The following is a 12,379-nucleotide window of genomic DNA, read 5'->3' as shown; positions in this document are numbered from 1 at the left end:
AGCTATCTTTAAGCATTTAAGCATATTTTCTTAACTATTTGAAGTGGTAAGACTCGCATGATGGACATTTTGGGCTGATTTCAAGGTGTTTTTCATCAGCATTGTAATCGTCATCGGACCAACGCCACCAGGCACCGGGGTAATATAAGAGGCTGTTTCCTGCACTTCCTGAAAGGAAACATCGCCGCAAAGCTTGCCTTCATCGTTGCGATTCATGCCGACATCGATAACAACTGCCCCTTCCTTCACATGCTCTCGAGTAATCATGTCTCTTTTTCCTACAGCCACGACGAGGATATCGGCCTGTCTGGTATAAGAGGCAAGATCTTTTGTTCGTGAATGGCAATAGGTAACTGTTGCATTCTCATTCAAGAAAAGCTGTCCAGCAGGTTTGCCGACAATATTGCTTCTGCCGACCACTACCGCATGCTTTCCCTCCAGATCACAGCCAATATGGTGCAGCATTTCTAAAATGCCGTGTGGGGTGCAGGGTAGAAATGCATCCTGTCCTGTCATCATTCTGCCGATATTGATCGGATGAAAGCCATCGACATCCTTATCAGGTGAAATTGCTTCAATGATTTCCGTTTCCGCGATATGTTCTGGAAGCGGCAATTGCACAAGAATGCCATGGATGGTATTATCCTCATTCAGCTCATTAATTTTTTTAATCAGTTTTGCCTGAGAAAGAGAAGCTGGATATTCGATCAGCACAGAATGCATTCCCAGTTCCCGGCACGCCTTTTGTTTGTTGGTAACATACGTGCGGGAAGCCTGGTTATCGCCAACCAGAACGACGGCCAACCCCGGGATAATATTCTTTGCCCGGAGCTTCCCCACTTCCTCGGCAATTCCTTTTCTTACTGCCTGCGCAATCTCTTTACCATCAATTATTTTAGCTGTCATTTGAAAGACTCCCTCCCTAAAATGAAATGTGAAAAAGAAAACGGCACGCACTTTACTTATTCCGCGAATCTTTCACTTTCGATAAAACAGCATTCACGAAGCGGCTTGATTGATCATCGCCAAATTTTTTCGCGACTTCAATGCTTTCATCCATGGCGACACTGACCGGTACATCTTCACTGTAAAGTATTTCATAGACGGCAATCCTTAATAAGTTGCGGTCGATATTTGCCAGTCTTTCGAGTTTCCAGTTTTCAAGATTGCTGCGGATTATTCCGTCAATCTCTTCTTTTTTGTCGGTTGTGCCTTTTACCAGCTTTTCGAAATATTCGTCGGATGCTTCGCCGTTCAATACGCTTTCGATTGCCTCCTGGACTTCTGATTTACCAATCTCAATCGTATAAAGTGCCTGCAGTGCTTTTTCACGGGCTGTTCTTCTTTTCATTATTTTACTCCTTTAATATCCTCTATTATATATGAAAATAACAACAAAGACGAACATTAAATATCATTTTATCATAAAATATCAAGTTTTACGGCAGAGAATTTCCTTCTCATGTCGATTTCAGCGATATTGTAAGACGCCTTTTGCCTTCTCTTCGGGTTAGCATGTTCACACATTTTACACTGTAACAGAAAAAATGGCGAAGAGAAACCGCAAATTCATTATTCATAGCTTTTACACATTTTCAATGCCTCATAACATAGCGAGCGCACAAAGACACTTTTTTTGGATAAATATTGTCCGGACCCCCTGTTTGGTCGAATTTTGCCTTAGTTTGGTTGAATTCCCCGTCAGTTTGGTTGAATTAACTTCAAAAATGGTTGAATTCGTGCGTAGTTCGGTTGAATTATTGTCCGGTTCCTTGTTGGATGGAATTCTAACTTCGTTTTTTTCACAAGTAGAAAGGCCCGGCAAGAGCCGGGCCTTTCTGCGGAAGTACTTATAGATATTACATTTCCTGCTCGATTTCCTGTTCCAGTTTGACACTTTCAAATTGAATCCCGACAACATGGATATTTACTTCATCCGCTTGCAATGCAGTCATATTCAGCAATGCCTCGCGAATGTTATCCTGTACTTCCTGGGCTACACTGGGGATGGAAACGCCGAATTTCATAACACAGTATAAATCTACGCGGATGCCTTCACCTGACAGGTCTACCTTAACGCCCTTTCCATGGTTTTTCTTTCCTAGGCGCTCCACTACTCCTGATGCAAAACCGCCGCGCATATGGGCTACACCTTCCACTTCACCTGCAGCAATCCCAGCAATGACTTCAATAACCTCCGGAGCGATTTCAACCTTACCTAGTCCATTATTATTCTCATTCATTTCCAGCATTGTACTTTCCATTTCACTCATACATCAGCACCTCCTGTTTTCCTTTGATTTATGAATTCATTACATCATATAGTTCAAGGAACTTTGTATTAAATTCTCCAGACACAAATTGTTCATGCTGAAGCAGCTTAATATGAAACGGAACCGTCGTATGGACACCCTCAATGGCAAACTCGCTCAAGGCACGTTTCATTTTTTCAATGGCTTCTTTTCTCGTCGCCCCATGGACAATTAATTTCGCAATCATGGAGTCATAGTAAGGGGGAATGGTATAGCCGGGATATGCCGCAGAATCGACCCTGACGCCAAATCCGCCCGGCGGCAGGTACATTTTAATCTGGCCCGCCGAAGGCATGAAATTCTTTTCCGGGTTTTCCGCATTGATGCGGCACTCAATCGCCCATCCATTAAAGGTAACATCCTCCTGTTTCAGGCTTAGCTTCTTTCCAGATGCAACATAAATCATTTCCTTGATTAAATCGACCCCTGTCACCATTTCCGTAACGGGATGTTCTACCTGAATCCGCGTATTCATTTCCATGAAATAAAACTTGCGGTTTTTAGCATCGTAAATGAATTCAACGGTTCCTGCACCGGAATAATCAACTGCCAGCGCTGCCTTTACCGCAGCCTCGCCCATTTCACGGCGCATATCAGTATCGATCGCAGGAGAGGGAGTCTCCTCCAGCAATTTTTGCAGCCTTCGCTGAATGGAACAATCCCGTTCGCCAAGGTGGATGGCATTTCCATGTGAGTCAGCCATGATTTGGATTTCTACATGGCGGAAATCTTCAATGTATTTCTCCATATATACACCGGGATTTCCGAACGCAGTCATTGCTTCCTGCTGGGTAATGCGGATCCCATTTACGAGATCATCCTCGGTCCTTGCGACACGGATCCCTTTCCCGCCGCCGCCCGCAGTGGCTTTGATAATGACGGGATAGCCGATTTTTTCGGCGAGTTCTATCGCTTGGCCACTGTCTTTGATAATGCCCTGGGATCCGGGAACAATCGGGACACCGGCTTCGTGCATCGTTTCTCTTGCTACATCCTTCGTGCCCATTTTGGAAATCGCTTCTGGAGAAGGGCCTACAAAAATGATACTGCACTCGCGGCACAGTTCAGCGAAATCAGCATTTTCAGCAAGGAATCCATAGCCAGGGTGAATGGCATCTGATCCTGTTAGTTTAGCGGCACTGATAATGTTCGTGAAGTTAAGATAACTGTCCTTTGAAGCGGTCGGACCAATACAATATGCCTCATCCGCCAACTGGACATGAAGCGCTTCCCTGTCAGCTTCCGAAAAGACAGCGACCGTTTCAATTCCCAATTCCTTGCAGGCGCGGATAATGCGGACGGCAATTTCTCCGCGATTTGCAATCAATAGCTTTTTTATCATTGAAAAACAGCTCCTTATTCAGGCTTTACTAAATATAATGGCTGGCCATATTCTATTAATTGGCCGTCTTTTACCAATATCTCTACAATTTCTCCCTCTACTTCTGCTTCTATTTCATTGAATAATTTCATCGCTTCCACTATACAGACAACGGAATCCTTATTGACCTTGGATCCAGCTTTAACATATGCGTCCGTATCCGGAGATGGGGACTGGTAGAATGTGCCGACCATCGGCGAAGTGATCTTATGTAAATTGTCTTGATTTACTTCTTGCTTTTCCACGTCAGGCATGGCTGCACTGACTGCCGTCTTCACCGGTTCTGCGGCAGGCTGGACCGGCTGGACTTGAGATTGTACCGGTTCTGCGGCAGGCTGGTATACGACGGAAACAGGCTGCTCCTGACCTGTCTTCTTCATTTTTATTTTTGTTCCTTCTTGCTCATAAACGAATTCATTAATGCTTGATTGGTCAACCAATTTAATAAGTTCACGGATTTCCTGTATCTTTAACATCATGGCACCCCTTGTCTGCGTTTTTTAAATAATTAAGATAAGTATAGTAGTCGTCTCAACAAGTATCCAGTATCTTTCGCCCGCTTTCTGAACGTTCTGTTTGAACCGGGGCTGCAATCTTATGACTAGATACTAATATCATACGATAATAGCTTAGCAAAATTCAATACACAGCTTTACTTCTAATATAATGCTCTACTTATTTTACCTTTTTATTTAAAAGATGTGAATTTTTAAAAGAAATTTTTAACACGCCTCAAAAACAGCAAGAAAGGCCCTCTCTTTTTACTAAGAGAAGGCCTTTCTTGCTGTTGTCATCAACTATTTTTTCGGCTGGAAGTCAACGGCTACATTCTGCATACCTTCAAATTCATCACTGACTAGCTGGATAATATCATTCGCTGCCGAGGCGCTTTGCTTATCTGCTTTCACGGTAATGTTGATATCCTGTCCATTTACCCTTACAAGCGCTGCATCATAATTCATCGCGCCAATCAAGGATTCAATAATTTGTTCTTTCTCACCGATTGCATCTAACTCCTCGATCGTTTTCTTCGCCTCGCTTCTCTCTTCAGCAGACAGGTCCGTATTGGCCATGACCAATGTCAGTTCTTCTTTTTGTTTGGAACGATTATCATCAATTTCAAGGCGCATGCTTTCGAATGCAGCATCGCTTGATTCCTTGGTCACGACGGAAGCACCGGATTTTTTGGCAGATGGCTTTTCTGCCATTTCTTCTTTAACCTGTTCGGTCTGCTGTTTGTCCTCTTTTTGTTCAGTAGCTGCCATGTTGGTAGGTTTCTTTTCCGGCGTAGTCAAATAGTAGACAGATAATACGACGACAAGGCTTAACATCGTTAATAACCAAACAGTTTGCTTCTTTAATAACATAATCGTTTTCCCCCTTATTTTTTGGGCATGACTGAAACCCGGTGGCTTGGTACGTCAAGTGACCTTGTAATAGCTTCGATGATCCATTTCTTTATTTGAATATTCTCGGCCCCTTTGGCCACTACCAGGACGCCGCGGATCTTTGGTTTCTTTGTTTCCAGTACAATGGGTCCTTCTTTCTCGCCGCTTTTTATGATGACAAGCTGCTCATCAATGTTCGTATCTTCGACTGTCCGCTTGCCGCCTTCCTGGTCGGTTTCTTCGGTGACTTGCTTTTGTGTTACCTTGTTCTTCTCGAAGATTTTCTGTTCTGACGCATCAACATTTACGACAACCTTGACATCATCCACTCCTGAAATGGCCTCGAGCGCTTCCTTCATTTCCGTTTGCAAGTACTTTTCATAGTCTTTAATCGATTTGATTTCGGTTGGTTCTTTTCCCCCGAACGCCGGAACCTCTTCTTCTGAAGCTTTGCTGCCCAAAGCAGGCATTGCATCATTCGAATCGGGCGCCAGCTCGCTTTCCTGCCCGCCTGTCAAAAAGTTTCCGGCCATCATGATCCCCACCCCCATGATAAGGACCAGAAAGACGTAAGCATACTTGGAAGGCTTTTTCTCTTTAGGATCAGTTTCTTTATTGAATAGCTTGGAAAGCCAGGTTAATGGACCTTTATCATTTTTCAATTTCCCCATCCCCTTCCCCGGCTATTTCAATCAGTTGTTCATTGACGGACCATTTTGCTGCAAGAAATTTCTTAATTTCCTCAAGATTGGCAGTTTGTTTTTGAGGAGCATGGCCGGTATTAATTTCTATTTTCGCTACCGCCTCTACTGAATCTGTCTCTCTTTTTGCTTTGTCCAATGTCAGGACAATCTTCTGCAAATCCTCCGGGATCTTTGGTTGTTCAGCATTTTCTACAGCAAGTTCAATCGATTGAATTTCCGTATCGTACTTTTCTATCAACTCCTCTTCTACTTCTGCCTTTAATTGGCCAGCTGTTTGTTCTAAAATATATGCATGTTGTGAGGCTTGTATTTCTTTTTTCTTCATTTCTGTTAAATTTTCCAGATTTTTTTGTCCGTCTTTTTCAAAAGAAGCCGTTGCTGTTGCCATCAATGTATCAAAATCCGTATTAAATAAGGAAAAAATCGGCGAGATGATGATGGCAATCAGCAAAAGGCCGATAACCATCTTGGCATACTTTTGCATCGCCGAGCTTGGAAGCAGCATATCAATGACGGTAGCAAGCAGTACAAACACAATGATATTTGTGACCCATCCGGATAAAAGTTCCAATGCTCCTGCTCCTTTCTTTCATTAATCAAGAAAGTACTACTTTTTCAATGTGTATGGATGTCTAGCTCCAGCGCCTAGCGCCTAGCCCCGACGCACAGGACGTGCTAGTGCCGACGAAGACATAAGGATGTGGCGATCTTAGTCGGCCTCGAGGTCATAAGCCAATCACAGCAAGAAGGGTGTTCGCCTTCTTTCTGTGCTCGTCTTATGCTTGTCGGACTTGCGCAGGACAAGGAACGCTTCGTCAGCATTACATCGCACGAAGGAAAGCGATAGCTTTTCGAGGATGCGCTGACGTCGACGTTCGCCACAGGACATGGCGGTTCCTAGTCGACGTTCCTTTATACAAGGCGCTTGCGATTTTCTATCGCACCATAAGCGTAATATTCCCGGCTGCAATGATGACGGTAATGCTTAGAAAAAACATAAGCGAAACAATGGCCAGTGCTGCAAAAATATAAAGCATGCTCTTGCTGATAATATCGAGACAGTTGATCACCGGTCCCCCGCCGAGCGGCTGCAAGAGTCCTGCTGCCAGTTTATAGATAAAAGCAACCGTCAAAATCTTGATCGCCGGAAAGGCTGTAATCAGCAGCAGGATTGCCACACCTGCCATCCCCACTGTATTTTTCAGCAGGACGGATGCATTGATGACCGTATCTGTGGCATCGGTAACCATTCGCCCAATTACCGGGATGAAATTGCCGGTAATGAACTTTGCCGTCCTGAGGGTGACCCCGTCGGCAACCGCGGAGGTCGTGCCCTGAACAGAAATGACGCCAAGAAACACAGTCATGAAGGCCCCGAGCATGCCAATCCCCAAATTCCGCAGCAGCTGGGCCAGCTGTGTGACCTTGTATTGATCTGTCAACGTGCTGACAATACTGAGAATCGCTGCAAGAAACAGGAGTGGCAGTACTACGAACTGAACTAATATTCCACTCGTGTTCATAAGGAACAGAAGAATCGGATGGAAGAACCCTGCCGAGATCACCCCTCCTGAGGCCGCGATCAGCGCGAGGAGCAAAGGGAGCAGCGCCATAAGGAAGGAAATCATCAGATCTATCGTTTCCTTCGTATACGTAATCGCGACATGAAAGCTGTTAAGCGCGAGAATGATCAGCACCATGTAAACGATGGCATAAGCGACTTTGCTGACAGAGCTTTGCTCGAAGGCATTCTGCAGTGACTGAAGAAACATGCTGAATACCGTGAGCAGGATCAATGATCCAAGCAGTTTCCCATTCACCAGCAATTCATGGAAAACGAATTTCCCCAACCCCTTACCCCATTCCTTGAACGAGAATTGCTTTTCCCCGCTGACAAAATCCATAAAGCTGCCTTTTTGGCTTTCCGGCAGGAACCCTCCGTATTTGGTCACGACGTCATCCCAGTATTTTTTTAGCTCGTCCACTCCAAGCTTGTCGATTTGTGACTGCACAAGCTCCGATTGCACGATGGGCTCTGTCTTCTCGGTACTCGAGGCGTGTACCACGCCTCCATGAGAAAAAAAGAGGAAGAGCAGCATGAGCGAAAGGTAGCGTATTCGTTGCTTCATATATTCACCTCACCTAGGATTGACTAGGAATATGCCCGTCAGCTTGGAATCAGTTTAATGACCGTTTCGATGATGACTGTCAAAATAGGAATTGCCATGGCCAGAATCAGTATTTTACCAGCAAGTTCAATTTTAGAAGCGAGCGAGCCCTGTCCGGCATCTTTTGTGATCTGGGAAGCAAATTCAGCAATATAGGCAATCCCGATGATCTTAAGAATCGTTTCTAAATAAATCATATTGACATTGGCATTAATTGCGATTTTTTCAAGCATCTGAATGATTTCATAGATTTTATCCGCTAAAAAAAGGAAGATGGAACACCCGACAAAAACCACCAGCAAGAAGGCAAAATTCGGCTTTTGTTCCTTTACGATAAGGGCCAGGAATGTAGCCACCAGTGCGATTCCGGCAATTTTGATTATTTCGATGGCCGATCCCTCCCCTTACTGGAACAAGAATACGGATTTGATTTTTTGGAAGAGATTTTCCACAACCGATGCAACCATGAATAAAATATAAATAAAGCCAAAAAGAGTCACCCATTGGGCGTATTCCTTTTTTCCGACCTGATCTAAAATTGTATGTAGAAACGCAACTACAATTCCGACACCGGCAATTTTAAAAATGATGTCCACTTCAATGCCCATCTTGATTCCTCCCGGATCTGCCTACATCAGCAAAATTATTAGTAACAAGCCTGATAAAAAGCCGAGGCTTTTGACCATCTTTTCATATTTCCCCTGCCGGTCGATTGCATCGTTCTCTTCTCTTTCCAAATGAGTCATGGTAAGGAGTATCTGTTTTTGCTGATTGTATCTATCGGACCTTCCCAGCGTTTCGCCGAATTGGGAAAGAATTTCGAATTCCCCCTGTTTCAACGCGAGCGATTTCCATACTTCTTTCAAAGACTCATCCCAGGCTGTTTTCACAGTTGTTTCGCCGGATGCCAGACGGCCGGAAAATATTTCAAAAAACCACGACAGCGGTTTAGGTATTTGTTTCGAAATTTTCAGTGCCGCATCGCCAAGCGGGGTATGGCCATACATGATTTCAGCTTCCAGCGACTGCAGGGCACTCTTCAACTGCCTTAGCTGCCGCGGCCGCTGGCTCAAATGCCTTGATGCTTCAAAGCCGGCCCATGTCGTCGATAAAATAATGATTACCGCTCCGATTAGCTTAAACATGCTGCGACCCCGCTTTTTTGGAAATCTGCCGGCCCCCGCCGTCAAACACGGTTGAAATCCTGCCTTGATCTTCACTCCGTTTTAATTCGATAAATCTCTCGAATATGCTTTGCTCAAGGATAGCAGCGATCGTAGGACGTTTCCTGATCTCTTCCAATGACTGTCCGTGAGTCGTGATGATCAGCTTGATCCCGGCATTTACCGCTTCAAGCACAGCCAGAGTATCTTCGGCTCGTCCAATTTCATCGACGACGAGGACATCGGGTGACATGGAACGGATCATCATCATCATTCCCTCTGCCTTTGGACAGCCATCCAGTACATCGACCCGCGGCCCAAATTCGAGCTGCGGCACTCCCTGGACACAGCCGGCGATTTCAGAGCGCTCATCAACAATCCCCACCTTATTCGGCAGAATGTTATAACGCTCGCTCCCGCTTGAAATAATCCGTGCGATATCCCGAAGCAAAGTGGTTTTTCCGCTTTGCGGCGCGCCGATGATCATCGTATGCTGCCATTCATGTGTATATAAAAAAGAAATCAGCTCTTCGGCTGCACCGATTTTCTGCCTGGCTATCCTAATGTTAAATGAAGAAATATCCCTGATTGCTTTCACGCCACCATTTTCGAGGATAACCTTTCCAGCCAGGCCGACCCGGTGTCCGCCGGCAACCGTGATATATCCCCGCTTTAATTCTTCTTCAAGCGTATATAGCGAAAATTGGCTCAAGCGGCTAAGCAAAGCTTGCGCATCCCCCGCATCCACCAAATACGGCATAAAGGATGGCTTGCCGCCGACTATTATTTCAAGCGGCCTGCCGATTCGGATGCGGAGTTCTTCTATTCGTTCAGCCACAGCCGGTGAGATGTGTTGGAGTTGTTCGTGAATTTTTTTTGGCAATAATGATAGGACACTTTCCATAGCTCCCCTCCTGTAAACACCATTTCCGTATATAAAAAATGTATGCCTGTCCGGACAATTTATGACAGCCATTATATGAGCATTTTGATTCAAAGCCATTACCTTTAGCCGCAACTTAAAAAGGAACGCAAAAAAACCAGAGATCCATATCTCCGGTTTTCTCACTTTTCCTTATGCACGTGATACATAAGAAGCTTCAGTTGTATTGATGATTAAACGGTCTCCCTGGTTTATGAAGAAAGGTACCTGGACAATCAGGCCTGTTTCAAGAGTTGCCGGCTTTGTTCCGCCTGAGGCTGTGTCACCCTTGATTCCTGGCTCTGTTTCTTTCACCTCCAGCACAACTGTGTTTGGCAGTTCAACGCCAAGCGTTTCGCTCTGGAATGTCATGATGTGGACTTCCATGTTTTCTTTGAGGAATTTCAATTCGCGCTCTATACTGGCAGCGGGAAGTTCGATTTGATCATATGTTTCATTATCCATGAATACATGATTATCGCCGCTTGCATATAAATACTGCATTTTTCGGTTTTCAATGTGGGCCTTGCTTACCTTTTCACCGGCACGAAATGTTTTTTCCTGGATAGCGCCGGTACGGAGGTTGCGAAGCTTTGAACGTACGAATGCCGCTCCCTTGCCTGGTTTTACGTGCTGGAATTCGATTACCTGCCAAATTCCATTGTCTACCTCGATCGTTAAACCAGTTCGAAAATCGTTAACAGAAATCATGTTTCGTCCTCCTACAATCTTTTTACAGGATAATTAAATCTTTTGTGGAATGTGTAAGCGATTCATTACCTTCAATGGTAATGATCGTATCATCCTCTATTCGGACACCACCAACACCCGGCACATAAATACCTGGTTCTACGGTTACAACCATATCCGGTTCGAGTACGCTGTCAGACCTTACCGATAGAGCCGGTCCTTCATGTACTTCGAGGCCGATACCATGTCCGGTCGAATGGCCGAAGGATTCCCCATAGCCTTTTTCAACAATCAAATTACGGGCCAGCGCGTCCGCCTCTTTTCCTGTCATGCCAGGCTTGATGCCCGCCATTCCCCGCAGTTGTGCTTCAAGCACAATATCGTAGATGCCCTTTAACTCATCGCTCGGCTTTCCGACGGCAAGCGTCCTGGTAATATCGGAGACATAGCCATTATAATAGGCTCCGTAATCAAGTGTAACCAGATCACCGGTTACGATCACTTTATCGGAGGCCACTCCATGCGGAAGCGCCCCGCGATAACCGGATGCGACAATTGTATCGAAGGATGAGGACGTTGCTCCCTGCTTTCTCATAAAAAATTCAAGTTCATTAGAGACTTCCCATTCGGACAAGCCGGGACGGATATATTGGACGATATGCGTAAATGCTGCATCGGCAATCTTTGCAGCTTCCTTTAATATCTTAATCTCTGAGGGTGTCTTAATCAAGCGCAATTTCTCAATCAGCCCTGATAGCGGCACCAGCTCCCCTTCGAAAGCATCTTCATACACTTTGTATATTGCATACGTGATATGATCCTGCTCAAAGCCAAGCTTTTTTATCCCCATGGCCTTCGCCTGGCTGGCCACTTCATCGATAATCGATCCCGTGTGCTGGACGATATCATACTCGTGAGCCTGCTTTCCTGCCTGCTCTACGTAACGAAAGTCAGTTATGAACTTCGCTTCTTTTTGTGAGATCAATACGATACCGGCAGAACCAGTGAAGTTTGTCATATAGCGGCGGTTGTACGTACTTGTGATTAAAAACCCGTCAACCTGAACCTTCTCCAGTTCCGAGCGGAAGCGCTTTAATTTCTCCATTTAGTTTCTCCCCTTTATGATCCTTGTCAGTGCCTGAAGGGCCAATTCATAGCCTTGCAATCCAAGACCGACGATTTGTCCGGCTGTCACCGGCGCCGTAACAGATACATGCCTGAAATCCTCACGCGCATGGATGTTTGAAATATGAACTTCGATTGCAGGGGTTTCAATACCCGCAATTGCATCCCGAATCGCGTAGCTATAGTGTGAAAATGCACCTGGATTGATGATGATCCCTTCCACGCCATTATCTTCGGCCCAGTGAAGCTTATCAATAATCTCCCCTTCATGGTTTGACTGAAAAAAACTTAACTGGACTCCCAGCCTTTCCGCCTCTTGCCTTAGTGAATTCTCTAAATCAGTTAAGGTAGCTGCGCCGTAGTACTTCGGTTCCCTTGTCCCCAGCCTATTAAGATTAGGCCCGTTTATCAATAATACGTTTCCCATGCTACACCTGCTTTATTTTCTGCTATTTCTTCTTTCCTTACACTCTGCCTTTGGACTATTGCAATATAGTAGAGTAGGACGAGGGCTTTCGCCCTCGGA

General features: G+C 45.1%; 16 protein-coding genes. All 16 read right to left on the bottom strand.

Translation table 11 applies throughout. The annotated features are described in order from the left end of the window. Positions 1 to 30 precede the first annotated feature (30 nt). The 16 genes from folD to aroQ all read right to left on the bottom strand — a co-directional run bounded on the left by folD (position 31) and on the right by aroQ (position 12,280). Positions 31 to 906, bottom strand: a complete 876-nt coding sequence (gene folD / locus ELQ35_RS21260; protein ID WP_126867183.1) for a bifunctional methylenetetrahydrofolate dehydrogenase/methenyltetrahydrofolate cyclohydrolase FolD — start codon at positions 904 to 906, stop codon at positions 31 to 33. 52 nt (positions 907 to 958) lie between these two features. Continuing rightward, positions 959 to 1,351: a transcription antitermination factor NusB gene (gene nusB, locus ELQ35_RS21255; RefSeq protein WP_126867182.1), complete on the bottom strand. Its 393-nt coding sequence runs from the start codon at positions 1,349 to 1,351 to the stop codon at positions 959 to 961. 508 nt (positions 1,352 to 1,859) lie between these two features. Next, a complete protein-coding gene (locus ELQ35_RS21250; protein ID WP_370873519.1) occupies positions 1,860 to 2,264 on the bottom strand; it encodes an Asp23/Gls24 family envelope stress response protein in 405 nt (134 codons plus the stop codon). A gap of 37 nt (positions 2,265 to 2,301) precedes the next feature. Next, complete coding sequence (accC, locus tag ELQ35_RS21245) at positions 2,302 to 3,654, bottom strand: acetyl-CoA carboxylase biotin carboxylase subunit (RefSeq protein WP_126867180.1); 1,353 nt, start codon at positions 3,652 to 3,654, stop codon at positions 2,302 to 2,304. A gap of 14 nt (positions 3,655 to 3,668) precedes the next feature. Then, positions 3,669 to 4,169 carry an acetyl-CoA carboxylase biotin carboxyl carrier protein gene (accB, locus tag ELQ35_RS21240; RefSeq protein WP_126867179.1) on the bottom strand — a complete coding sequence of 167 codons (501 nt, stop codon included), beginning with the start codon at positions 4,167 to 4,169 and terminating at the stop codon, positions 3,669 to 3,671. Positions 4,170 to 4,490: 321 nt separating this feature from the next. Beyond that, positions 4,491 to 5,060 carry a SpoIIIAH-like family protein gene (locus ELQ35_RS21235; protein ID WP_126867178.1) on the bottom strand — a complete coding sequence of 190 codons (570 nt, stop codon included), beginning with the start codon at positions 5,058 to 5,060 and terminating at the stop codon, positions 4,491 to 4,493. A 14-nt stretch (positions 5,061 to 5,074) separates the two neighbouring features. Then, positions 5,075 to 5,752: a stage III sporulation protein AG gene (gene spoIIIAG / locus ELQ35_RS21230; RefSeq protein WP_307366361.1), complete on the bottom strand. Its 678-nt coding sequence runs from the start codon at positions 5,750 to 5,752 to the stop codon at positions 5,075 to 5,077. Next, on the bottom strand, positions 5,733 to 6,356 hold the full coding sequence (gene spoIIIAF / locus ELQ35_RS21225) for a stage III sporulation protein AF (RefSeq protein WP_126867176.1): 624 nt from the start codon (positions 6,354 to 6,356) through the stop codon (positions 5,733 to 5,735). The genes spoIIIAG and spoIIIAF overlap by 20 nt, the downstream gene beginning before the upstream one ends. Positions 6,357 to 6,720: 364 nt before the next feature. Continuing rightward, entirely contained in the window at positions 6,721 to 7,914 is a 1,194-nt protein-coding gene (spoIIIAE, locus tag ELQ35_RS21220) for a stage III sporulation protein AE (protein WP_126867175.1), read from the bottom strand. Between the two features lie 38 nt (positions 7,915 to 7,952). Then, the gene (gene spoIIIAD / locus ELQ35_RS21215) at positions 7,953 to 8,342 is read right to left on the bottom strand and encodes a stage III sporulation protein AD (RefSeq protein ID WP_126867174.1); all 390 of its coding nucleotides are present in this window, start codon (positions 8,340 to 8,342) and stop codon (positions 7,953 to 7,955) included. A gap of 15 nt (positions 8,343 to 8,357) precedes the next feature. Beyond that, a complete protein-coding gene (gene spoIIIAC / locus ELQ35_RS21210; protein ID WP_126867173.1) occupies positions 8,358 to 8,561 on the bottom strand; it encodes a stage III sporulation protein AC in 204 nt (67 codons plus the stop codon). A gap of 21 nt (positions 8,562 to 8,582) precedes the next feature. Further along, positions 8,583 to 9,098, bottom strand: a complete 516-nt coding sequence (spoIIIAB, locus tag ELQ35_RS21205) for a stage III sporulation protein SpoIIIAB (protein WP_126867172.1) — start codon at positions 9,096 to 9,098, stop codon at positions 8,583 to 8,585. Further along, a complete protein-coding gene (gene spoIIIAA / locus ELQ35_RS21200) occupies positions 9,091 to 10,020 on the bottom strand; it encodes a stage III sporulation protein AA (protein WP_126867171.1) in 930 nt (309 codons plus the stop codon). The genes spoIIIAB and spoIIIAA overlap by 8 nt, the downstream gene beginning before the upstream one ends. Before the next feature lie 171 nt (positions 10,021 to 10,191). Further along, positions 10,192 to 10,749, bottom strand: coding sequence for an elongation factor P (efp, locus tag ELQ35_RS21195; protein WP_126867170.1), 558 nt, complete (start codon positions 10,747 to 10,749; stop codon positions 10,192 to 10,194). Positions 10,750 to 10,771: 22 nt separating this feature from the next. After that, the gene (locus ELQ35_RS21190; protein ID WP_126867169.1) at positions 10,772 to 11,833 is read right to left on the bottom strand and encodes a M24 family metallopeptidase; all 1,062 of its coding nucleotides are present in this window, start codon (positions 11,831 to 11,833) and stop codon (positions 10,772 to 10,774) included. Continuing rightward, the gene (aroQ, locus tag ELQ35_RS21185; RefSeq protein ID WP_126867168.1) at positions 11,834 to 12,280 is read right to left on the bottom strand and encodes a type II 3-dehydroquinate dehydratase; all 447 of its coding nucleotides are present in this window, start codon (positions 12,278 to 12,280) and stop codon (positions 11,834 to 11,836) included. Positions 12,281 to 12,379 lie beyond the last annotated feature (99 nt).

This window comes from Peribacillus cavernae, assembly GCF_003989135.1.
Classification (GTDB): domain Bacteria; phylum Bacillota; class Bacilli; order Bacillales; family DSM-1321; genus Peribacillus; species Peribacillus cavernae.
This window is presented reverse-complemented; position numbering and strand designations above follow the sequence as displayed.

Coding starts and splice junctions, on each gene's coding strand:
- folD (WP_126867183.1), bottom strand. CDS start 906: ATGACAGCTAAAATAATTGATGGTAAAGAGATTGCGCAGGCAGTAAGA.
- nusB (WP_126867182.1), bottom strand. CDS start 1,351: ATGAAAAGAAGAACAGCCCGTGAAAAAGCACTGCAGGCACTTTATACG.
- ELQ35_RS21250 (WP_370873519.1), bottom strand. CDS start 2,264: ATGGAAAGTACAATGCTGGAAATGAATGAGAATAATAATGGACTAGGT.
- accC (WP_126867180.1), bottom strand. CDS start 3,654: ATGATAAAAAAGCTATTGATTGCAAATCGCGGAGAAATTGCCGTCCGC.
- accB (WP_126867179.1), bottom strand. CDS start 4,169: ATGTTAAAGATACAGGAAATCCGTGAACTTATTAAATTGGTTGACCAA.
- ELQ35_RS21235 (WP_126867178.1), bottom strand. CDS start 5,060: ATGTTATTAAAGAAGCAAACTGTTTGGTTATTAACGATGTTAAGCCTT.
- spoIIIAG (WP_307366361.1), bottom strand. CDS start 5,752: ATGGGGAAATTGAAAAATGATAAAGGTCCATTAACCTGGCTTTCCAAG.
- spoIIIAE (WP_126867175.1), bottom strand. CDS start 7,914: ATGAAGCAACGAATACGCTACCTTTCGCTCATGCTGCTCTTCCTCTTT.
- spoIIIAC (WP_126867173.1), bottom strand. CDS start 8,561: ATGGGCATTGAAGTGGACATCATTTTTAAAATTGCCGGTGTCGGAATT.
- spoIIIAB (WP_126867172.1), bottom strand. CDS start 9,098: ATGTTTAAGCTAATCGGAGCGGTAATCATTATTTTATCGACGACATGG.
- spoIIIAA (WP_126867171.1), bottom strand. CDS start 10,020: ATGGAAAGTGTCCTATCATTATTGCCAAAAAAAATTCACGAACAACTC.
- efp (WP_126867170.1), bottom strand. CDS start 10,749: ATGATTTCTGTTAACGATTTTCGAACTGGTTTAACGATCGAGGTAGAC.
- ELQ35_RS21190 (WP_126867169.1), bottom strand. CDS start 11,833: ATGGAGAAATTAAAGCGCTTCCGCTCGGAACTGGAGAAGGTTCAGGTT.
- aroQ (WP_126867168.1), bottom strand. CDS start 12,280: ATGGGAAACGTATTATTGATAAACGGGCCTAATCTTAATAGGCTGGGG.